Here is a 20,844-nt window from a genome sequence, read left to right on the forward strand (position 1 = left end):
GGGGTTTCCTCGGCGGGCGAGGTTTGCGCGCCGAATATGGCCAGTATGGTGGTGCGCGCCGCCGAGCTGCCCGAGATGAGGTCGAGTAAACGGGCGGCGGAGCCAACCGGGAGAACCTGCCTTGAGTCGTGAAACTGACAGTTCGTCCTCCGGGCCCAACGGGCGCGGTGGAGCCGCGTACCCGTCGGGGACGCCGCCGTACGGGACGCCCACGGCTTCCGAAAGCGGTGCCGACGCGGGCCGTTCGGCCACTGGCACCCCGCCGGAGGAGCGCAAGACCGAGACCACGCTGACGACACGGATCCGGATCAACATCCCCGGGTCGCGGCCCATCCCGCCGGTCGTCGTGCGGACGCCGGTCGCCGACGCCGACGCGTCCGCCGATGCCGCGGGATCCGCGGGAGCACCCGCGGAGGCGCCGCGCGCCATGAGTTCGCCCATGGGCGCGGGCGCGGCCGCGACGGCGGGCCTGTCGGGATCCGCATCCGCATCCGCACCCACCTCCCCCTCCACATCCGGGTCCCCATCCATGGACGGTTCCGGCGAGTCCGCCGCTCCGGCCAGGGAGAAGCCCAGCGACTGGTTCGCACCCCGCAAGGCCGGTGCGCCGGGCGGCGGTTCCACCAACGGGGCAGGCCTGCCCGGCGGTTCGGGGCCCGCGGGTCCCCCCGCGCCGCAGGGCGCGGGCGCGCCGGGCGGCACCGGTGTCGGCGGAGCGCGTCCGGGTGTGCCGGGCGGCCGAGTGCCGGGCGCCACCGGTGGCGCGAGCGGTTCGGGTCCCCTGGGCGCCGCGGGCGGTGCCCGACCCGGCGGTGGCGGTACGAACGGTGCCGGGCTGCCCGGTGCCACCGGCGCCGGACCCGTGGCGCCGGGGCACGGCGGCGGCACCGGTTCCTTCGACGTCTCCGCGGCGCTGGGCAACACGGCCTCCTTCCCGGCCATAGGGACCGACGGCGCGGGTGGCGAACCGCGGCGTGACGACCTCCCGTACTTCGCGGAGAACTTCGCCGACAACGGCCGGGGCGGCCCCGCGGGCCCGACCGGCGGTCCGGTCACCGGGGACGGCCCGCTGGTGCCGCAGGCCGGCCCGGGCGTGGCTCCGGGCAGCCTGGCCGCGGGAACGGGCAGGCCGGGCGCTGGCCCGGGGCAGGCTCCGGGCGGTATGGCCGCTGGTCCTGGGCAGGCCCCGGGCGGTATGGCCGCGGGCCCGGGGCTGGCTCCCGGCAGGCCGGGCGCTGGTCCGGGCGGTCCGGCCGCAGGGCCGGGCGGAGCCGGTGCTCCCGGCCGGGGCATGGGATACCCGGGCGGCGGCCTCAGCGACGACACCGCGATCCTCACCCCGCAAAAGCCCGCGCCCGAGCCGGTCGGCCAGGGCTACGGTGGCGCCGGGGACAACGTCTCCGGGCACACCCTGACCAGCGGCATCCCCGTCGTGCCGGCCGCCGCCCAGAACTCCCCGTTCGGTCCGGGCTCGCGCCCTGACGGCCCGCTGCCGCACACCCCGCCGAAGACGCCCGAGCCGGCCCCGAAGCCCGCCGCCTCGTCGAAGCCGGCCAAGAAGAAGGGCCGCAGCAAGCGGACGCTCCTGGTCGTCGGCGTGGTCGTCATCGGCGGCGGCGCCTACGGCGCGGGCCTTCTCATGAACCACTCGGACGTGCCCAAGGGCACCACCGTGCTCGGCGTCGACATCGGCGGCGGCACCCGCGACGACGCCGTCAAGAAGCTCGACGACGCCTTCGGGGACCGTACGAACAAGGCGCTCAAGCTGTCCGTCGACGGCGACACGGTCTCGCTCAAGCCGGACCAGGCCGGGCTCCAGCTCGACAGCCAGGCCACGGTCCGCGCCGCCGCGGGCAGCGACTACAACCCCGTCTCGGTGATCGGCTCGCTGTTCGGCCAGGAGCGTGTGGTCGAGCCCGAGATGCCCGTCGACGAGGAGAAGCTCAAGGCCGCTCTGGAGAGCGCCGCGGGCGGCTCCGGTTCGGCGAGCGACGGCACGATCAAGTTCGAGTCCGGCAAGGCCGTCGCCGTGTACGGCAAGGCGGGCAAGGGCATCGACGTCGCGTCCTCGACGACGGCCGTCGAAGAGGCGTACCGCGCGCAGGTCGAGACCGGCACGACCACGCCGGTGAAGGTCGCCACGTCCACCCAGCAGCCGTCGGTCACGAACGCCGAGGTCGACAGGATGATGAAGGAGTTCGCGGAGCCGGCGATGTCGGGCTTCGTGACGATCACGGCGGGCGGGGTGGAGCTCAAGTTCAGCCCGGAGAACTCCCTCTGGAAGTTCCTTGGGGTGAAGGCCGTCGACGGCAAGTTGGTCGACTACTACGACACGGCCGCGCTGAAAGAGCTGTACGGCACCACCTTCGACGGTGTACTGATCACTCGGGCCAACGGCAAGAAGACTGCCGTGACACCCGAGGATGTGGTCGGCGCGATGCGCCCGGCACTCCTTGGTAAGACGGCGGCGGAACGCGTCGGTGTGATCGAGACCAACCCTAGTTAGCCGCAAGCTGGTTGAGGGGGCGCCCGGTCATGGCCGGGCGCCCTCTCGTATGCCCTCCTGCCGTACGCCGACGCCCGATGCAGCGTTGCTCCGAGTGAGCCTTGGCGAGCGGGTGTCGAAGGGGCAGGTGGGTCGGATGGGGTGGGAATTCACCGACGACCACGGGGCCACGGTGCGGGCGGCGGGGCGGCCCGAGCACGCCGCACCAGTGGCCGCACAACGACAAAACCCCACGGCGCCTGGGCGAGCCTCAGTTAAGCCTCGCCCGCGCGGCCCGGGCCTGCCCCCGCACCCGCTCCGCCGTCGGCAGGTCCACCGCGGAGATCACCTCCGCATACGCATCCAGCTCCACGGCCCCACCCAGAAAGTCACCGCGCTGAACGAGCAGCTGGGCCCGTTCATACCGCAGCCGCGCCGGATGAGAAGGCAGCAGCAGCGACAACTCGACCGCCCACAGCGCCACATCCGACCGCTCGGGCCGGGCGGCCGCCCACGCCCGGATGTTGTTCAGGATCCGCAGAACGACATCGAGCGGATCGGCGGGGGCGAGCATCGAGGGGTCGATCGGCGCACCGGTGGCACCCGCGACGAGCAACTCGGCGTCGGAGCCGCTCAGCACCCGCCCGCCGTCGAAGGGATCGGCGAGCACCTGCTGCTCGGTCGGCCCGAAGCCCACCACGAAATGCCCGGGCAGGGCGACCCCGTACACCGGCGCTCCGGCCCGCCGCGCGACCTCCATCCAGACCACGGAGAGCAGGATGGGCAGCCCGCGCCGGCGCCGCAGCACCTGGTGCAGCAGCGAAGACCCCAGCCGCTGGTAGTCCCCGGGCGAGCCCCGGAACCCGCAGCGCCCGCCGAGCACTTCGGCGAGCGCGGTCGCCCAGGACCGCGGCCCACCGGGCCGGAACGGGAGCTGCCCCGCCAACCGGTCCAGCTCGATCTGCGCCTCGTCCATCCCCGCCTCGTCCAGCGTCCCGTCCGCCGCCGCCCCGACCAGCAGACACAGCACCGCCAGATCGGGCCGTTCGGACCGTGCCTCCTCGGCGAACCGCCGCCGCACCTCGGCGGCCCGCTCCGGTTCCGGGGGATGAGGGGGATGCATGGCAGTCTCGCGCTCCTTCACGCCGGTCGAGGGCGGTCGGCATCGGGCGCGCGGTAGTGGTGATACGCGTGGTGTGCCCCGAAGCCCATTCCGGCGTACATCGCCCGCGCGCCCGTGTTGTCCGACTCCACCTGGAGCCAGGCCGCCGAGGCGCCCTCGTCCAAGGCCCGTTCCGCCAGGGCCGCCATCACGGCGGTGGCCAGACCCCGGCGGCGCTCGGCGGGGTCGACCTCGACGGCCGCGAACCCGGCCCACCGGCCGTCGACCACGCACCGCCCGATCGCGGCCGGAGCGCCACCCGCCGCGCCGGGCACCGTCGCGAACCACACCGAGGGCCCGCTGCCCAGCACCTTCAGCGCGACCTCGCTCAGCCCCTTGCGCTGATAGCGGTCCAGCCACGCCTGGTCCGCCGTGCGGGAGAGGAGGACCTCGGGCGCCTCGCGGTCGGCGAGGGGCGCGAGCGAGCCGATCCACAGCTCGGCCGTCACCTCACGCGTCCAGCCGCGCGCCTCCAACTCCGCGCAGAGCAGTTCCTGCGTGCCCTCGGCGCCGGTGGCGGTCTGGACGTAGGCAGGCAGGTCACGAGCCGCGTACCAGTCGCGGACGTAGGTCAGTGCCTCGTCCAGCGGCCGACCGGGGTCGGCGAGGGGCAGCACGGAGTTGGCGCGCCGGGTGAACCCGGACGCCGCCCGCAGTTCCCACCCGCCGAGCCGCTCGCTCTCCACCGGCTGCCAGGCCCGCGCGGCGACCCGCGCCAGCTCCTCGTACGAGGCCGCGGGGCCCCGCCGACGCGCCGGAGCGGCCGGCACCACCTTGCCCGCGACCAGCGAGGATTCCGGAATCCGGACACTCTCCCCGCCCCGTCGCGTGATCAGCAGCACCCCGCCGTCCCATGATGTGAGAACACCCACCGTGTCGGTGAACTTCTCACCCCCGGCTCCATGTTCGCTCAAGCGCCGCACGGAGACGCGTTTGCCCACGTCAGCAGCGGTGATACGGACCTCAAGGCGGCCGGAAGCTGAGATTTCCACAGGTCAGTTCACCCCTCCTGTTCGGATCATGCCCAAGAACGGAGATACTAGATGCGGGCATCGACGACGCCGCGCTCCCGCGCGCCAGGCGGCGGAGCCTACGGAGGCCCGCCAGCGCCCTATCGAGGAGGAACGACAGCGTGACCTACGTCATCGCGCAGCCTTGTGTCGACGTCAAGGACAAGGCGTGCATCGAGGAGTGCCCGGTCGACTGCATCTACGAGGGCTCACGGTCCTTGTACATCCACCCGGACGAATGCGTCGACTGTGGAGCCTGTGAGCCGGTGTGCCCGGTCGAGGCGATCTTCTACGAAGACGACACTCCTGAAGAGTGGAAGGACTACTACAAGGCGAACGTCGAGTTCTTCGACGAGCTCGGCTCGCCCGGCGGCGCCAGCAAGCTCGGTCTGATCGAGCGTGACCACCCCTTCGTCGCAGCGCTGCCGCCGCAGAACCAGTAAGCGGCCCGCACCCACGCGCCGCCTCGGTCCCGTACGGCCTGATCACCTTGATCGCCGTACGGGACCGAGGCGTTTGCCGTACCAGCGAGTACAGAGAAAGTGAGCCCGATCCCGTGTCCGCAGTCTCCGACCGGCTTCCCACCTTCCCCTGGGACAAGCTGGAGCCCTTCAAGGCGACGGCCGCCGCTCACCCGGGCGGCATCGTCGACCTGTCCGTCGGTACCCCGGTCGACCCGGTGCCCGAGCTGATCCAGAAAGCTCTGGTCGCGGCCGCGGACTCGCCGGGCTACCCCACGGTGTGGGGCACGCCCGAACTGCGGGACGCGCTCACGGGCTGGGTGCAGCGGCGGCTCGGCGCGCGCGACGTCACCCACCACCACGTGCTCCCGGTCGTCGGCTCCAAGGAACTCGTCGCCTGGCTCCCGACGCAGCTGGGCCTGGGCCCTGGAGACAAGGTGGCGTTCCCGCGGCTGGCGTACCCGACGTACGAGGTCGGCGCCCGGCTGGCCCGCGCGGAGTACGTCGCCTACGACGACCCGACGGACCTGGACCCGACCGATCTCAAGCTCCTGTGGCTCAACTCGCCGTCGAACCCGACGGGCAAGGTCCTCTCCAAGGAGGAACTCACCCGGATCGTCGCGTGGGCCCGGGAACACGACGTCCTTGTCTTCTCCGACGAGTGCTACATCGAGCTGGGCTGGGAGGCCGACCCGGTCTCGGTCCTGCACCCGGACGTGTGCGGCGGCTCGTACGAGGGGATCGTCTCCGTCCACTCGCTCTCGAAGCGGTCGAACCTGGCCGGCTACCGCGCCGCGTTCCTCGCGGGCGACCCCGCCGTCCTCGGCGACCTCCTGCAGATCCGCAAGCACGGCGGCATGATGACGTCGGCGCCGACCCAGGCCGCCGTGGTCGCCGCCCTGTCGGACGACACCCACGTCCGCGAACAGCGCGACCGCTACGCCGCCCGTCGCTCCGCCCTGCGCGACGCCCTGCTGCGGCACGGCTTCCGCATCGAGCACAGCGAGGCCAGCCTCTACCTGTGGGCCACCCGGGACGAGTCCTGCTGGGACACGGTGGCCCGGCTGGCGGAGCTGGGCATCCTCGTCGCCCCGGGCGACTTCTACGGCCCGGCGGGCGAGAAGTTCGTACGGGTGGCTCTGACGGCGACGGACGAGCGGGTGGCTGCGGCGGTGGAACGCCTGGAGAGCCTGGAGCGGTAACTGCGGTACTGCGGTAACTGCGGTACTGCGGGACCTGCTCAGGGCAAGCGAAACGGGGTCCAGGGACGGCTTCCCTGGACCCCGTCGCCGTACGGCTGCGGCGGCTAGCCGAGCGGCAGGCCCTTCAGGGGCAGGCCACCCTTGGTCACCGCGTCGGTCGGCAGACCCTTGGTCACCGCGTCGGTCGGCAGGCCACCCTTGGTCGCCCCGTCGGTCGGCAGGCCACCCTTGCCACCCTTGGTCGCCGCGCGGGCCGGACCGCCCTTGGTCGCCGCGCGGGTCGGCAGGCCGCTCTTGGTCGCTGCGCGGGTCGGACCGCCCTTGGTCGCCGCGCGGGTCGGCAGGCTGCTCTTGGTCGTCGCGCGGGTCGGCAGGCCCCCCTTGGTCACCGCGGCGGTCGGCAGGCCGCCCTTGGTCGCCGTCTTCGCGGTGTCACCGAGCAGACCCCCGGCCTGACCCGCCGTGTCCCCGGCCACCTGCGTCGCGGCCGGCGTCGCCGTCTTGGCGACCTTGCCACCGGCCTTGCCCGCGGCCGGCACCGCCTTCTTGACCGCGTCGCCGCCGGTCGTGCCCGCGAGTCCGGTGACGTTCTGCGTCGCACCGTCGACCGTGTTGCCGACCTGCGCCCCGTCCGGGGCGGTCAGACCGCCGAGGCTGGGGGTGGCCGGGAGTCCGGCTGCCGCGCTGGCGGAGCCGGCCGCACCGACCACGGGCGCCGCTCCCGCTGCGATGAGCAGCGCAGCACGGGCGATCCGGCGGGTCAGGGGGAGGGACATGATGCTCCTTAGACGGAAGAGAACTGTGAAGTGTCCTGCCACGCCCGGGAGTTGACCGACCGGCTGTCGGCCTACCTGTTGCCTGCTGATCGTCCGGGCTCGGACGCAGTGACTACCGCTCGAAACGCGCGAAGGTTGCGGTGACACACGGTAAAGAGTTGGTAATGCTTCGCATTATCGGCTGCGGATAAAAGCGGGCAAAAAGCATCCGGTCGGAAAGTCTGCTGAATCCTTACGGCTCTTTGCTTTCAAGGGGCGCGGCCGATTCGGCGGTGAGGACGCGAGGACCTGCGCCCATCGTCGACGCGAGGCGTCGCGTGTTCCCCGGAAGGGTGAGGACCCGTACTACTGTGCAGTGACGATGCGGACCGCTGCCGCGGACTCCTTCGCCGCCGAGCCGTCCGTGTCGTCGGACGTACGCCACTCGCCGTCCCTTCTCCCGGCCGTCCACTCCCGCCCCGCGTACGAGACCCGTTCGATGTGCAGCGCGGAGGAGTTGGCCACGGCCCAGTGCGCGAGCTCCCAGCCGCGCTGCCGCACGCCGGCCTCCGCGGTGGTCTCCTCGCCCACGGGCACGAGCACGGGCACGGTCACGGTCCGTCCCGCGCCGGTCGGCGAGGGCGAGGGCGAGGGCGTCGGCGATGCTGTCGGTGAGGCGGCGGAGCCGGCGGCGCTCACGTCGGCTGCCGTCTCCTGCAGCACGTCGCGGCCGAAGTCCCGCACGAGAGCGGTCCGCACCGAGTCCGGGCTGCCGGCCACGATCGCCTCGGCGTGGCCTTCACAGGTCAGCGTGGCCGCCGCGCGGCCGGTCAGGGCGGCGGCCAGCAGCGTGGCGTCCGGCTCGTGCTTCGCGTAGGCCTGCGGATAGCCACTGCGCTGGACGCGCTGCGCGGCGACCGTGAGCGGCAGCCGCGTATAGCCCGGCACCTTGACCAGGTGATCGTAGAACTCACCCGCCGCGTATATCGGATCCATGATCTGCTTCGTCGTCCCCCAGCCTTGCGAGGGCCGCTGCTGGAACAGGCCGAGCGAGTCCCGGTCGCCGTGCTGGATGTTGCGCAGCGTCGACTCCTGGAGCGCGGTCGCCAGGGCGATGGTCACGGCGCGCTCGGGCAGGCCGCGGGAGGTGCCGACCGCCGAGATCGCCGCCGCGTTCTCCGCCTGCTCGGGCGTGAACTCGTACGACGTGCTGTCGTCCTTGCCCGAGACGACCGTGCAGAGGGGCTCACCGTTCCCTCCTGTGAGGTACTGCACCGCGAGATATCCCGCGAGCGCGAGCAGGACCACGACGGCCGCCCCGGAACGGAGGAGGCGGCCGCGACGGACGGGCGGAGTGGGGGACGGCTCTGACACGACGTACAAGGTACTGGAGGTCACTGTCGACGGCGTGTGAGGTTGTAGACAACCAGGGCGCGCTAGGGTCGACGGCATGGCCGATACTCCCCTTGACCTCACGCTGGACGCTGCCGAGCTCACCGCGCAGCTCGTCGACTTCCCCTCGGAGAGCGGCAACGAGAAGCCGCTCGCGGACGCCATCGAGTCCGCGCTGCGGGCGCTGCCGCATCTGACGGTCGACCGGTACGGCAACAACGTCGTGGCGCGTACGAACCTGGGGCGGGCCGAGCGCGTGATCCTCGCCGGCCACATCGACACGGTCCCCATCGCCGGCAACGTCCCCTCCCGTCTCGACGAGGACGGCGTCCTGTGGGGCTGCGGCACCTGCGACATGAAGTCGGGAGTGGCGGTCCAGCTCCGCATCGCGGCCACGGTCCCCGACCCCGATCGCGACCTCACCTTCGTCTTCTACGACAACGAAGAGGTCGCGGCCCCTCTGAACGGCCTGAAGCATGTGGCCGAGGCCCACCCCGAGTGGCTGGCGGGAGACTTCGCGATCCTCCTGGAACCGACGGACGGTCAGGTCGAGGGCGGCTGTCAGGGCACGCTGAGGGTGTTCCTGAAGACCAAGGGGGAGCGTGCGCACTCCGCGCGCGCGTGGATGGGCTCCAACGCGATCCATGCCGTGGCCCCCATCCTGGCCAAGCTGGCCGCGTACGAGCCGCGCACGCCGATCGTCGACGGCCTCCAGTTCCACGAGGGCCTCAACGCCGTCCGTATCGAGGGGGGTGTGGCCACCAACGTCATCCCCGACGCCTGCACGGTCGTCGTCAACTTCCGCTACGCGCCCGACCGCAGCGAGGCCGAGGCGGAGGCCTTCGTGCGTGACTTCTTCGCGGACTGCGACGTGGACGAGTTCATCGTCGACGACCACACGGGCGGGGCCAGGCCCGGACTGACCCACCCGGCGGCGGCGGCCTTCATGGCGGCCGTCGGTGGCGAGGCCCGTCCCAAGTTCGGCTGGACGGACGTCGCCCGCTTCAGCGCGCTCGGGGTGCCCGCGGTGAACTACGGCCCCGGTGCCCAACTCTTGGCCCACAAGGTGGACGAGCGGGTCCGGGCGTCCGCGATTCCCGAGGCCGAGGAGCGCCTGCGAGCCTGGCTGACTTCCGGCTGACTTCTGATGGACCGCGGGTGTGGTGCACGGCGGACATGCGCATGTCCCCCCTCCGTAACCAGCGGAGATCTACGCTGGGGCTGAAACACCGCAAGCGGAGGGAGCGCACATGGCTACTGGCAACCCCGAGGGCAAGAAGCGGCCACCGGAGGAGCAGCGGCTGGGACCGGTGCTGCGCAGGCGGAATCAGGTGCAGTCGAGCACCACGGATCAGCGGCTGCTGGACGCGGGCGGGCCCTCCGACTGGGTGCACACGGACCCCTGGCGGGTCCTGCGTATCCAGTCGGAGTTCATCGAAGGCTTCGGCACGCTGGCCGAACTCCCGCCCGCGATCAGCGTGTTCGGCTCCGCCCGTACGCCGGTGGACTCGCCCGAGTACGACACGGGCGTCGCCCTCGGACGGGGTCTGGTCGAAGCCGGCTTCGCCGTCATCACCGGTGGTGGTCCCGGTGCCATGGAGGCTGCCAACAAGGGCGCCTGCGAGGCCAAGGGCATCTCCGTCGGCCTCGGCATCGAGCTCCCCTTCGAACAGGGCCTCAACCCGTACGTCGACATCGGCCTCAACTTCCGCTACTTCTTCGTGCGCAAGATGATGTTCGTCAAGTACGCGCAGGGATTCGTGGTCCTGCCCGGCGGCCTCGGCACCCTCGACGAACTCTTCGAGGCGCTCACCCTGGTCCAGACCCAGAAGGTCACCCGCTTCCCCATCGTCCTCTTCGGTACGGCGTACTGGGGCGGGCTGGTCGACTGGCTCAAGAACACCCTCATCGCCCAGGGCAAGGCCTCCGAGAAGGATCTGCTGCTGTTCCACCTCACGGACGATGTGGAGGAGGCAGTGGCCCTGGTGTCGAAGGAGGCGGGCCGGTAGGTGGTGGTGCGCCGGGGGTTGTCCGCCCCCGCCGCCCCTACCCATTCCCGTCCCCTGGGGGCTGCCGCCCCCAGACCCCCGCTTCGGCCTGAACGGCCTCGTCCTCAAACGCCGGACGGGCTGACATACCCAGGGGCGCGGGGAACTGCGCGCCCAGCCCCCACCCTCCCGCAGCAAAGGAACCACCAGCCGGGGGGTCCGGGGGGCGGAGCCCCCGGGGATGGGACGGGTAGGGGCGGCGGGGGCGAGACCCTGTCCCGCCCAAGCCCAGTGCAACGGCAAGGCACACTGGTCACGTAAAGCCACCCGCCCCCGGAGGGCCACCGTGCGTCGCCGTCTCATCCAGTCCACGCTCGCCGTCGTACTCGTCGTGATCGCCGTCTTCGGCGTCTCCCTCGTGATCGTCGAGACCCGCACCATCAGCAACAGCGCCCAGGAGCGGGTGGACTCCGAGGCCCTGCGCCTGGCCAGCATCGTGGACAGCCGCATCCTCGGCGACGAACACATCAACGCGGAGATCCTCAAGAACCAGGTCGCGGACGACCGGCACGCCGTGATCCGCATCCCCGGCCAGCCTCCCATCGAGATCGGCACCCCGCCCCGCGGCGACGTCATCGACTCCACGGCCAAGGGCGAGGAGGGCGAGACGGTCACCGTCCAGGAGCCGCGCTCGGCGGTGACCCGCGAGGTCGGCCGTACGCTCCTGATCATCGGCGCGGTCGCACTCCTCGCGATCATCGCCGCCGTCCTGCTCGCCGTACGCCAGGCCAACCGCCTCGCCTCCCCGCTCACCGACCTCGCGGAGACCGCCGAACGGCTCGGCTCCGGCGACCCCCGCCCGCGCCACAAGCGGTACGGCGTCCCGGAGCTGGACCGGGTCGCGGACGTCCTGGACGGCAGCGCGGAGCGGATCGCGCGCATGCTCACCGCCGAGCGCCGCCTCGCCGCCGACGCCTCCCACCAGCTCCGTACGCCCCTCACGGCGCTGTCCATGCGGCTGGAGGAGATCACCCTCACCGACGACCCCGACACGGTGAAGGAGGAGGCGACGATCGCGCTGACGCAGGTCGAACGCCTCACGGACGTCGTGGAGCGGCTGCTGACCAACGCCCGCGACCCCCGTACCGGCTCCGCCGTCTCCTTCGACCTCGACGAGGTCATCAAGCAGCAGCTGGAGGAGTGGCGCCCGGCCTACCGCAGCGAGGGCCGCGCGATCGTCAGCTCCGGCAAGCGGCATCTGCAGGCCGTGGGTACCCCGGGGGCGGTCGCCCAGGTCCTCGCCGCGCTCATCGAGAACTCCCTCATGCACGGGGGCGGCACCGTCGCCCTGCGCACCCGGGTGACCGGCAACCAGGCCGTCATCGAGATCACGGACGAGGGGCCCGGCGTCCCCGCCGACCTGGGCGCCCGCATCTTCGAGCGCACGATCAGCGGCCGCAACTCCACGGGCATCGGCCTTGCCGTCGCCCGCGACCTGGCGGAGGCGGACGGGGGACGGCTGGAGATGCTTCAGGCACAGCCGCCGGTGTTCGGACTGTTCCTGTCGCGTGAGCCGCTGACGAAGGCGTCGGTGGAGGAGGAAGAGGAGGAGCGGACGGTGCGGTAGGGCCGACCTGCGCCGACTCCGGCTCCGGCAATCAAGCCGCTCAGTTCACCCTGACCGGCGGCCGCTCGGCCTCCACGCCCCGGAACGCCTGCCCGCTCACCACGGCTTTCGTCTCGCCCTCCACGCTCTCCTTCACAGGCAACGCACGGAACACCCACGTGCGGTACGACCAGAAGCGGAACAGCGTCGCGATGCCGATGCCGAGGAACTTGAAGATATTGCTCTGCAGCTGGCTGTCCCAGCCGAAGCCGTACGTCGCCACGTACAGCACACCGTTCTCGATGACCAGCCCCACCGCGCTGAACAGCACGAAGAGGCCCATCTCCTTGGTACGGCCGCTCCGGTCGCGGTCGCGGTACGTGAAGTAGCGGAAACCGACGTAGTTGAAGGCGATGGCGACGACCGTGGCGATGACACTCGCCCGCACGACCTGCAGCCCGGTCGCATGGCGCACCAGGTTGAAGGTGACGAGGTTGACGAGGAGCCCCGCACCACCGACCGCTCCGAACTTGGCGATCTCACGGAAGAGCTGGTCGAACCGGCGGCGCACCGCGCTGCGGGGCGGCGAATGCTGCCCCGATGAAGCACTGCCCATGGTGTCGCCAGCCCCCATAGATCGGACATCGGTCGGATGTTTCAACCAAACCATGCTAACCAGCGACCCTGGGCAATGCCTGAGGACGGGCTCACAGGTCCGGAAAGAGCGGGTCACAGGCTCCGGATAAAGCGGGTCACAGGCCCGGGAAAGAGCGGATCACAGGCGCGGAAACCGGCCGCGGTGGCGTGGCCGATACTCTTGGAGCGTGACATTCCCGGTAGTCGGCATGGTCGGCGGCGGTCAGCTCGCTCGTATGACACACGAGGCGGGCATCCCGCTCGGCATCAAGTTCAAGCTCCTCAGTGACACCTCTCAGGATTCCGCGGCGCAGGTCGTCGGCGATGTCGTCATAGGCGACTACCGCGACCTCGACACGCTGCGTGACTTCGCGCGGGGCTGCGACGTGATCACCTTCGATCACGAACACGTCCCCACCGAGCACCTGCGCGCCCTGGAGGCGGACGGCATCCCCGTCCGTCCCGGACCCGACGCTCTCGTGCACGCCCAGGACAAGGGTGTGATGCGCGCGAAGCTCGACGCGATCGGCGTGCCGTGCCCACGGCACCGCATCGTGACGGACGTCGACGACGTCGCCGCGTTCGCGGCGGAGGGAGACGGCTTCCCGATCATCCTGAAGACCGTCCGCGGCGGCTACGACGGCAAGGGTGTGTGGTTCATCCGCTCCGCCGAGGACGCGGCTCTTGTCGAGCCCTTCCGCGCCGGCGTCCCCGTCCTCGCCGAGGAGAAGGTCGACTTCGTACGGGAACTCGCCGCGAACGTCGTCCGCTCGCCGCACGGCCAGGCCGTCGCGTACCCCGTCGTCGAGTCCCAGCAGGTCGACGGCGTCTGCGACACGGTGATCGCTCCCGCGCCCGGCATGGCGGACGAGCTGGCCCTGCGGGCCGAGGAGCTCGCCCTGCGCATCGCCAAGGAGCTCGGAGTCGTAGGCCATCTGGCCGTAGAGCTGTTCGAAACGGCCGACGGCCGCATTCTCGTCAACGAACTGGCCATGCGCCCGCACAACTCGGGCCACTGGACCCAGGACGGCGCGATCACCTCCCAGTTCGCCAACCACGTACGGGCCGTCCTCGACCTCCCCCTCGGCGACCCGCGCCCACGCGCCAAGTGGACGGTCATGGCGAACGTCCTGGGCGGCGACTACCCGGACATGTACTCCGCGTACCTGCACTGCATGGCCCGCGACCCCCAGCTCAAGATCCACATGTACGGCAAGGACGTGAAGCCCGGCCGCAAGGTCGGCCACGTCAACACCTACGGCGACGACCTGGACGACGTCCTCGAGCGTGCCCGCCACGCAGCCGGTTACCTGAGAGGGACCATCACCGAATGAGCCCTGTTGTAGGCATTGTCATGGGGTCCGACTCCGACTGGCCCGTCATGGAGGCCGCCGCCGAGGCACTCGACGAGTTCGAGATCGCGTACGAGGTCGACGTCGTCTCCGCGCACCGCATGCCGCACGAGATGATCGCGTACGGCGAGCAGGCCGCCGAGCGCGGGCTCAAGGCGATCATCGCGGGCGCGGGTGGCGCCGCCCACCTGCCCGGCATGCTGGCCTCCGTCACCCCGCTGCCCGTGATCGGCGTGCCGGTCCCGCTGAAGTACCTGGACGGTATGGACTCGCTCCTGTCCATCGTGCAGATGCCGGCCGGGGTGCCGGTCGCGACCGTCTCGGTCGGCGGCGCGCGCAACGCGGGCCTCCTCGCCGCCCGCATGCTGGCCGCCCACGACGAGGAACTCCTCGGCCGGATGCGGGAGTTCCAGCAGGAGCTGGGCGATCAGGCCCGGGAGAAGGGCAAGCGGCTGCGCGCCAAGGTGGAGGGCGCGAGCGGCGGCTTCGGTTTCGGCTCGGGGGAGTGACGGAAGTGACAGAAGTGACGCGCGTGCCCTCCCTTCACCTCGACCAGGCCCGCGAACTCCTCGCCGACTTCCCCGTCGTCGACGGCCACAACGACCTCCCCTGGGCACTGCGCCAGCAGGTCCGCTACGACCTCGACGCCCGCGACCTCACCACCGACCAGAGCGCCCACCTGCACACCGACCTGGCGCGGCTGCGCGCGGGCGGCGTCGGTGCCCAGTTCTGGTCGGTGTACGTCCGCTCGGACCTGCCCGGCGCGCTCACCGCGACGCTCGAACAGATCGACGGCGTACGGCAGCTGATCGACCGTCACCCGTCCGACCTGCGCGCCGCGCTCACCGCCGCCGACATGGAAGCGGCGCGCGGCGAGGGTCGTATCGCGTCGCTGATGGGCGCGGAGGGCGGTCACTCGATCGACAACTCCCTCGGCGCACTGCGCGGCTTGTACGCCCTGGGCGTCCGCTACATGACCCTCACCCACAACGACAACATCGCGTGGGCGGACTCGGCGACGGACGTCCCCGCCGTGGGCGGCCTGACGGCCTTCGGCCGCGAGGTCGTACGGGAGATGAACCGCGAGGGCATGCTCGTCGACCTCTCGCACGTCGCCGCGACGACCATGCGGGACGCGCTCGACACGACGTCCGCGCCGGTCATCTTCTCCCACTCCTCCTCCCGCGCGGTGTGTGACCACCCGCGCAACATTCCGGACGACGTCCTGGAGCGGCTGCCCGCCAACGGGGGAGTGGCGATGGTGACGTTCGTACCGAAGTTCGTGCTCCAGGCGGCGGTCGACTGGACCGCCGCGGCCGACGAGAACATGCGGGCGAACGGCTTCCACCACCTGGACACGACTCCGGAGGGCATGAAGGTCCACCGTGTCTTCGAGGAGTCGAACCCGCGCCCCATCGCCACGGTGTCGACGGTGGCGGACCACCTGGACCACATGCGCGAGGTCGCCGGCGTCGACCACCTCGGCATCGGCGGCGACTACGACGGCACGGCGTTCACGCCCGACGGCCTGGACGATGTCTCCGGCTACCCGAACCTGATCGCGGAGCTGTACGACCGCGGCTGGTCCCGCGCCGACCTCGCCAAGCTGACCTGGCAGAACGCCGTGCGGGTGCTGGGTGCGGCCGAGGACGTGGCCCGGGACCTGCAGGCGCGGCGGGGGCCGTCGAACGCGACACTGGAGCAGCTGGACGGCTGACGTAGCTTCACTCTTCACTGCCATGCCTGGTGGGTGGGGGTACACGGGTGGGGCGTGCCCCCGAACGCCCCACCCACCAGGAAGCCCCCCTGGCTCCGTGCGACGGTGACCGTACTGCGATCACCGTCCACCCAACGGAGCCACGCCATGGCAGACCTGCAGGACGAACTGGACACCACCATCGGTGGGGGTCCCCCCTGTTCGAGCGCAGTCGAGAACTTTCCGGCCTTCTTTCAGCAGGAGCAGAGGCAGAACGGGTGCCCTGCCGGGTCCGCGTACACCCGCCAGCCGCGCGAGCGGTCCGCCGTGTCCAGCGGGCGCGCGCCGAGCGCGAGCACGCCCTTCTCGGCGGCGTCCATGTCGTCGACGGTCAGGTCCAGGTGGAACTGCTGCGAGGCGTCGGGCGCGGGCCACTTCGGCGGTACGTGGCCGGGGGCGGCCTGAAACGCCAGCGACTGACCGTCGGACACCTTCAGGTCCACCCAGTCCCCCTCGCCCTCGACCGTGCCGCCGAGCACTTGGGCGTAGAACGCGGCGAGGGCACGGGGGTCGGGACAGTCCAGGACGACGACACCCAGCTTGGCGAGAGCCATGACTTCCTCCAGGAGTGAGAGTTACCCATAAACCTCTTCAAGAGGTAACGGTTACTGCATGGTCCCGTATTGGAGGTAACGTCGCAACCATGAATGACCGTGCGCCCGCGCCCGGAAGCCTGGCCTTGATCCAGTCCCTGGTGAACACCCTCGACATCGAGTCCGGCGCGGACTCGCTGGACACGCCCGAGGGCCGGGCGCACTTCGGTCTCGCGACGGCGGGAGCGGCGGGCGTGACGGCGGGCGTGACGAAGGGCGTGACGAAGGGCGTGGCGGAGGAGGTGGCGGCGGCGCGTGAGCTGCGCGAGTCGCTGCGGGTGGCCTGCCTGGCGCACGCGGGCCACCCGCCGCACCGCACGGTGACCCCCCTCGGCGAGCTGCTGGCCCGGTCACCCCTGCGTGTGACGGTCGACGAGCACGACGGCAGCGCGGGATTCGCCCCCGCCGCCGTCTCCCTGACCTCCACCGTCGCGGCGGCTGTCGCGGAGGCTCTCGTGGCGGGCACCTGGCAGCGCCTGAAGGCGTGCGAGGCGCCGACCTGCCACTGGGTGTACTACGACCGCTCCCCGGGGGGACGCGGCCGCTGGTGCTCGATGTCGGTCTGCGGGGCCCGCGCGAAGATGCGCCGGTACCGCGCGAAGTAGCGCCCTGGGACTCGTCCCGCCCGGGCGAAGCGGCTGCCCGCGAGCCCACCAGCAGCAGGCACAGTACGGCGATCCCCGCGAGCCGTCGCGGCCATCGAGGGTGACGGTCGTCATCCCGGACTCCTTGGAGAGCGGTCCCCAAGCATGGCGCAGGTGTGGAGAATGGGGAGGGCGCGCCGCTCCGGCCGGCTGAGCCCCGGCCGGAGCGGCGTCCCCCGTGTCGCGGAGCGCGTCAGCAGTTGTTGGTGAGGAAGTCCATGGTGGGCGTGAGCATCTGTCGGGCCCAGACCGTGTGCATCCCCGGGCATGGCTCGACACGGCGGTCGCGCGCGGGAATTCCCGCGAAGCGCCGCCAGGAAATCACCGTAAATACAGCCGGGACTTCACCGAACCTGCGGGAATTCTCGGAACTCCCTTGAGCCCGTCGGAAATTCACGGAACTCGACCGAGCGGCCCCTCGACCGAGCTCTCCGACCGACCGAGCTCTCCGACCGACCGAGCTCTCCGACCGAGCGAGCTCTCCGACCGTGCGCGACCCAAAAAGCCGGCCTTTCAGGCCGTCGGCCGCCCCATCGCCCGGTACGTCCACCCGGCCCGCCGCCACACCTCCGGGTCGAGCGCGTTGCGCCCGTCGAGGACCAGCCGCGCGGCGACGGCCTCGCCCAGCACCGCCGGGTCCAGCTCGCGGAACTCACGCCACTCGGTCAGGTGCAGTACGACATCGGCGCCGCGCACGGCCTCTATGGCCGAGTCGGCGTATCCGAGCGTCGGGAAGAGCCGGCGCGCGTTGTCCATGCCCTTCGGGTCGTAGACGGTGACCTGGCCGCCCTGGAGGTGGATCTGCCCGGCGACGTTCAGCGCGGGCGAGTCCCGGACGTCGTCCGAGTCGGGCTTGAAGGTGGCGCCGAGCACGGCGACCCGCTTACCGAGGAAGGAACCGCCGCCCAGCGCCTGCCGGGTCAGCTCCACCATCTGCCCGCGCTGGCGCATGTTGATGGAGTCGATCTCGCGCAGGAAGGTCAGCGCCTGGTCGGCACCGAGCTCACCGGCACGGGCCATGAAGGCGCGGATGTCCTTGGGCAGACAGCCACCCCCGAATCCGATCCCGGCCCGCAGGAACTTCTTCCCGATCCGCTCGTCGTGCCCGATGGCCTCGGCCAGCTTGGCGACATCGCCGTCGGCGGCCTCGCAGACCTCGGCCATGGCGTTGATGAAGGAGATCTTGGTCGCGAGGAAGGAGTTCGCGGAGGTCTTCACCAGCTCGGCGGTCGGGAAGTCGGTCACCACGAACGGCGACCCCGCGGTGACCGGTGTCGCGTACACCTCGCGCAGCAGCTTCTCGGCGCGCTCACTGCGTACGCCCACGACGATGCGGTCGGGGTGCAGCGTGTCGTTCACGGCGAAGCCCTCGCGCAGGAACTCGGGGTTCCAGGCGAGCTCGGCGTCCTCACCGGCGGGCGCGAGCTCCGCGAGCCGGGCGGCCAGGCGCTCCGCGGAGCCGACGGGCACGGTGGACTTGCCGACGACGAGGGCGGGGCCGTGGAGATGCGGGGCGAGCGACTCGAAGGCGGCATCGACGTACGACATGTCGCACGCGTACTCGCCGTGCTTCTGCGGCGTGTTCACGCAGACGAAGTGGACGTCGCCGAATTCCCCGACCTCGGCCCAGTCCATGGTGAAACGCAGCCGCCCGCTGGACCCCTCGATCCCCGCGACATGCTTGCGCAGCAGCTCCTCCAGCCCCGGCTCGTACATCGGGACCTCGCCCCGCGTGAGCATCTCGATCTTCTCGGGAACGACATCGAGCCCGAGGACCTCGAAGCCGAGCTCGGCCATGGCCGCGGCGTGGGTGGCGCCGAGATAGCCGGTGCCGATCACGGTGATCTTGAGGGCCATGGGTGCTCCTGAGGTGTACGGCGGGGTGCGCGCCCGAGCATAACCGGGGGCATGCGACGGCCCCTCAACGGGCAACTTTCCCTTTGTCGCCAAGCTCACGTATCCCTCCCGTGGGCGGGCCCCTAAAATTTGGGTTACTTAACGGTAGTTATCACCACCGTCACAGCATCCTTGGAGCGTGAGAGACCTTGGCCGGATCGGCTGATTTCGACCTGTACCGCCCGTCCGAGGAGCACGACATGCTCCGTGACGCGATCCGTTCGCTGGCCGAGGCGAAGATCGCGCCGTACGCGGCCGCGGTGGACGAGGAAGCCCGTTTCCCCCAGGAGGCACTGGACGCCCTGGTCGCCTCCGACCTGCACGCCGTGCACGTACCCGAGTCGTACGGCGGCGCGGGCGCGGACGCGCTGGCGACGGTGATCGTGATCGAGGAGGTGGCGCGGGTATGCGCGTCCTCCTCCTTGATACCGGCGGTCAACAAGCTGGGCTCGCTCCCCGTGATCCTCTCCGGCTCCGAGGACCTCAAGAAGAAGTACCTGGCCCCCCTCGCCAAGGGCGACGGAATGTTCTCGTACTGCCTGTCCGAGCCGGACGCGGGCTCCGACGCGGCAGGCATGAAGACGAAGGCCGTCCGCGACGGCGACTTCTACGTCCTCAACGGCGTGAAGCGCTGGATCACCAACGCGGGCGAGTCCGAGTACTACACGGTGATGGCGGTCACGGACCCGACGAAGCGCTCGAAGGGCATCAGCGCCTTCGTGGTCGAGAAGTCGGACGAGGGCGTCTCCTTCGGCGCCCCGGAGAAGAAGCTCGGCATCAAGGGCTCCCCGACCCGCGAGGTCTACCTCGACAACGTCCGCATCCCCGCCGACCGCATGATCGGCGAAGAGGGCACCGGCTTCGCGACGGCGATGAAGACCCTGGACCACACCCGCATCACGATCGCGGCCCAGGCGCTGGGCATCGCGCAAGGCGCGTTGGACTACGCCAAGGGCTACGTCCAGGAGCGCAAGCAGTTCGGCAAGCCCATCGCCGAGTTCCAGGGCATCCAGTTCATGCTCGCCGACATGGCCATGAAGATCGAGGCCGCCCGCCAGCTGACGTACGCTGCCGCCGCCAAGTCGGAGCGCGGCGACGCGGACCTGACCTTCCAGGGTGCCGCCGCCAAGTGCTTCGCCTCCGACGTCGCCATGGAGGTCACCACGGACGCCGTCCAGCTCCTCGGCGGCTACGGCTACACCCGCGACTACCCGGTCGAGCGCATGATGCGCGACGCGAAGATCACGCAGATCTACGAAGGCACGAACCAGGTCCAGCGCATCGTGATGGCCCGCAACCTCCCGTAGCGCAAGCCCCGTTTCGCCCTCCGCCTGCCCTCAGGCGGAGGGCGAACGCGCGTCCACGGCAGGTCATGTCACCCGCGCAGCTCGAACCACGTGACCTTCCCCGCCCCCGGTGGCGCGGCCCGGCTGCCCCATGCCTGAGCGCATCGGCTCACCAGCAGCAGACCACGACCGCCTTCGAGGCCCGCACCGCCACTGGTCGGGCATGGCAGTCGGTCGCTCCCGTCCCGCACGCTGACATGGAGCGTGCCGTCCCTCCAGCGCACGCGCACGGTCGCGGGTCCCGCGGCGTAGCGGTACGCGTTGCCGCACAACTCGCTGGTCAACAGCTCCGCCATGACTGCGAGGTCGACCAGCGAGTGGCGCGTGAGGATCGACCGTACGGTGCTGCGGGCGACTCCCGAGCCGATGGCGTGGTGCGGCAGGGTGAGGCTGTACTCCCAGAAGTCGTCGGGTGGTGGTGATTGTCGGGCTTTGGTCATCTGTGACCAACTGAGATCCCTAGCTGTATTGCCCTGTGAGGTTGGGGACGCGGCTGGCGGGTGGTTTGCCTGCGAGCGCGGTGTGTCCGCGGTGGTGATTGTAGGTATGCAGCCATGCGG

General features: G+C 70.9%; 18 protein-coding genes and 1 pseudogene. 11 read left to right on the top strand and 8 right to left on the bottom strand.

Annotated elements, in window-relative coordinates:
• Positions 1-121: 121 nt before the first annotated feature.
• Positions 122-2,506 carry a hypothetical protein gene (locus ACX28W_RS37420; protein WP_459004525.1) on the top strand — a complete coding sequence of 795 codons (2,385 nt, stop codon included), beginning with the start codon at positions 122-124 and terminating at the stop codon, positions 2,504-2,506.
• A 250-nt stretch (positions 2,507-2,756) separates the two neighbouring features.
• Here ACX28W_RS37420 and ACX28W_RS37425 read toward each other — a convergent pair whose 3' ends face one another.
• Complete coding sequence (locus tag ACX28W_RS37425; protein ID WP_459004526.1) at positions 2,757-3,608, bottom strand: transglutaminase-like domain-containing protein; 852 nt, start codon at positions 3,606-3,608, stop codon at positions 2,757-2,759.
• Between the two features lie 17 nt (positions 3,609-3,625).
• Complete coding sequence (locus ACX28W_RS37430) at positions 3,626-4,639, bottom strand: GNAT family N-acetyltransferase (RefSeq protein WP_459004527.1); 1,014 nt, start codon at positions 4,637-4,639, stop codon at positions 3,626-3,628.
• Positions 4,640-4,779: 140 nt separating this feature from the next.
• On the opposite strand from ACX28W_RS37430, the gene fdxA reads away from it, so the two are divergent.
• Both fdxA and ACX28W_RS37440 read left to right on the top strand, forming a co-directional pair.
• Positions 4,780-5,100 (top strand): ferredoxin, encoded by a 321-nt coding sequence (gene fdxA / locus ACX28W_RS37435; protein WP_019058397.1) that lies wholly within the window; start codon positions 4,780-4,782, stop codon positions 5,098-5,100.
• A 113-nt stretch (positions 5,101-5,213) separates the two neighbouring features.
• The gene (locus ACX28W_RS37440; protein WP_459004528.1) at positions 5,214-6,320 is read left to right on the top strand and encodes a bifunctional succinyldiaminopimelate transaminase/glutamate-prephenate aminotransferase; all 1,107 of its coding nucleotides are present in this window, start codon (positions 5,214-5,216) and stop codon (positions 6,318-6,320) included.
• A 362-nt stretch (positions 6,321-6,682) separates the two neighbouring features.
• On the opposite strand, the pseudogene ACX28W_RS37445 reads toward ACX28W_RS37440, so the two are convergent.
• Together ACX28W_RS37445 and ACX28W_RS37450 are read right to left on the bottom strand one after the other, a co-directional pair.
• Positions 6,683-7,096, bottom strand: a pseudogene (locus ACX28W_RS37445) (ATP-binding protein); the annotation flags it as partial.
• Between the two features lie 345 nt (positions 7,097-7,441).
• Positions 7,442-8,449, bottom strand: a complete 1,008-nt coding sequence (locus ACX28W_RS37450) for a heavy metal transporter (protein ID WP_459004529.1) — start codon at positions 8,447-8,449, stop codon at positions 7,442-7,444.
• Positions 8,450-8,525: 76 nt separating this feature from the next.
• Here ACX28W_RS37450 and dapE point away from each other — a divergent pair, with 76 nt between their 5' ends.
• The 3 genes from dapE (at position 8,526) to ACX28W_RS37465 (ending at position 12,082) form a co-directional block, all read left to right on the top strand.
• Positions 8,526-9,608: a succinyl-diaminopimelate desuccinylase gene (dapE, locus tag ACX28W_RS37455; RefSeq protein ID WP_459004531.1), complete on the top strand. Its 1,083-nt coding sequence runs from the start codon at positions 8,526-8,528 to the stop codon at positions 9,606-9,608.
• A gap of 109 nt (positions 9,609-9,717) precedes the next feature.
• Positions 9,718-10,476: an LOG family protein gene (locus tag ACX28W_RS37460; RefSeq protein ID WP_459004533.1), complete on the top strand. Its 759-nt coding sequence runs from the start codon at positions 9,718-9,720 to the stop codon at positions 10,474-10,476.
• Positions 10,477-10,801: 325 nt separating this feature from the next.
• The gene (locus tag ACX28W_RS37465; RefSeq protein ID WP_459004534.1) at positions 10,802-12,082 is read left to right on the top strand and encodes an ATP-binding protein; all 1,281 of its coding nucleotides are present in this window, start codon (positions 10,802-10,804) and stop codon (positions 12,080-12,082) included.
• A 40-nt stretch (positions 12,083-12,122) separates the two neighbouring features.
• Here ACX28W_RS37465 and ACX28W_RS37470 read toward each other — a convergent pair whose 3' ends face one another.
• On the bottom strand, positions 12,123-12,677 hold the full coding sequence (locus tag ACX28W_RS37470) for a GtrA family protein (protein WP_459004536.1): 555 nt from the start codon (positions 12,675-12,677) through the stop codon (positions 12,123-12,125).
• A gap of 208 nt (positions 12,678-12,885) precedes the next feature.
• Here ACX28W_RS37470 and ACX28W_RS37475 point away from each other — a divergent pair, with 208 nt between their 5' ends.
• Genes ACX28W_RS37475 through ACX28W_RS37485 form a run of 3 tightly spaced genes read left to right on the top strand, consistent with a single transcriptional unit; the run spans position 12,886 to position 15,766 of the window.
• Positions 12,886-14,031 (top strand): 5-(carboxyamino)imidazole ribonucleotide synthase, encoded by a 1,146-nt coding sequence (locus ACX28W_RS37475; protein WP_459004537.1) that lies wholly within the window; start codon positions 12,886-12,888, stop codon positions 14,029-14,031.
• Positions 14,028-14,558: a 5-(carboxyamino)imidazole ribonucleotide mutase gene (purE, locus tag ACX28W_RS37480; RefSeq protein WP_362075368.1), complete on the top strand. Its 531-nt coding sequence runs from the start codon at positions 14,028-14,030 to the stop codon at positions 14,556-14,558. Before ACX28W_RS37475 ends, purE begins: the two co-directional genes overlap by 4 nt.
• Positions 14,559-14,572: 14 nt before the next feature.
• Positions 14,573-15,766 (top strand): dipeptidase, encoded by a 1,194-nt coding sequence (locus ACX28W_RS37485; RefSeq protein ID WP_459004544.1) that lies wholly within the window; start codon positions 14,573-14,575, stop codon positions 15,764-15,766.
• A 233-nt stretch (positions 15,767-15,999) separates the two neighbouring features.
• Here the strand turns inward: ACX28W_RS37485 and ACX28W_RS37490 are convergent, their stop codons facing one another.
• Positions 16,000-16,359 carry a VOC family protein gene (locus ACX28W_RS37490; protein ID WP_459004538.1) on the bottom strand — a complete coding sequence of 120 codons (360 nt, stop codon included), beginning with the start codon at positions 16,357-16,359 and terminating at the stop codon, positions 16,000-16,002.
• A gap of 89 nt (positions 16,360-16,448) precedes the next feature.
• On the opposite strand from ACX28W_RS37490, the gene ACX28W_RS37495 reads away from it, so the two are divergent.
• The gene (locus tag ACX28W_RS37495; protein WP_459004539.1) at positions 16,449-17,003 is read left to right on the top strand and encodes a CGNR zinc finger domain-containing protein; all 555 of its coding nucleotides are present in this window, start codon (positions 16,449-16,451) and stop codon (positions 17,001-17,003) included.
• 552 nt (positions 17,004-17,555) lie between these two features.
• Here ACX28W_RS37495 and ACX28W_RS37500 read toward each other — a convergent pair.
• The gene (locus tag ACX28W_RS37500) at positions 17,556-18,899 is read right to left on the bottom strand and encodes a UDP-glucose dehydrogenase family protein (protein ID WP_459004540.1); all 1,344 of its coding nucleotides are present in this window, start codon (positions 18,897-18,899) and stop codon (positions 17,556-17,558) included.
• Positions 18,900-19,087: 188 nt separating this feature from the next.
• Here ACX28W_RS37500 and ACX28W_RS37505 point away from each other — a divergent pair, with 188 nt between their 5' ends.
• The gene (locus ACX28W_RS37505) at positions 19,088-20,245 is read left to right on the top strand and encodes an acyl-CoA dehydrogenase family protein (RefSeq protein ID WP_459004542.1); all 1,158 of its coding nucleotides are present in this window, start codon (positions 19,088-19,090) and stop codon (positions 20,243-20,245) included.
• A 68-nt stretch (positions 20,246-20,313) separates the two neighbouring features.
• Here ACX28W_RS37505 and ACX28W_RS37510 read toward each other — a convergent pair whose 3' ends face one another.
• Complete coding sequence (locus ACX28W_RS37510; protein ID WP_459004543.1) at positions 20,314-20,724, bottom strand: ATP-binding protein; 411 nt, start codon at positions 20,722-20,724, stop codon at positions 20,314-20,316.
• Positions 20,725-20,844 lie beyond the last annotated feature (120 nt).

Source organism: Streptomyces sp. SD15 (assembly GCF_054462255.1).

Bases quoted from the DNA above. Each gene is read 5' to 3' on its own strand.
- ACX28W_RS37425 (WP_459004526.1), bottom strand. From the start codon at position 3,608: ATGCATCCCCCTCATCCCCCGGAACCGGAGCGGGCCGCCGAGGTGCGG.
- dapE (WP_459004531.1), top strand. From the start codon at position 8,526: ATGGCCGATACTCCCCTTGACCTCACGCTGGACGCTGCCGAGCTCACC.
- ACX28W_RS37460 (WP_459004533.1), top strand. From the start codon at position 9,718: ATGGCTACTGGCAACCCCGAGGGCAAGAAGCGGCCACCGGAGGAGCAG.
- ACX28W_RS37470 (WP_459004536.1), bottom strand. From the start codon at position 12,677: ATGGGCAGTGCTTCATCGGGGCAGCATTCGCCGCCCCGCAGCGCGGTG.
- purE (WP_362075368.1), top strand. From the start codon at position 14,028: ATGAGCCCTGTTGTAGGCATTGTCATGGGGTCCGACTCCGACTGGCCC.
- ACX28W_RS37490 (WP_459004538.1), bottom strand. From the start codon at position 16,359: ATGGCTCTCGCCAAGCTGGGTGTCGTCGTCCTGGACTGTCCCGACCCC.
- ACX28W_RS37495 (WP_459004539.1), top strand. From the start codon at position 16,449: ATGAATGACCGTGCGCCCGCGCCCGGAAGCCTGGCCTTGATCCAGTCC.
- ACX28W_RS37500 (WP_459004540.1), bottom strand. From the start codon at position 18,899: ATGGCCCTCAAGATCACCGTGATCGGCACCGGCTATCTCGGCGCCACC.
- ACX28W_RS37510 (WP_459004543.1), bottom strand. From the start codon at position 20,724: ATGACCAAAGCCCGACAATCACCACCACCCGACGACTTCTGGGAGTAC.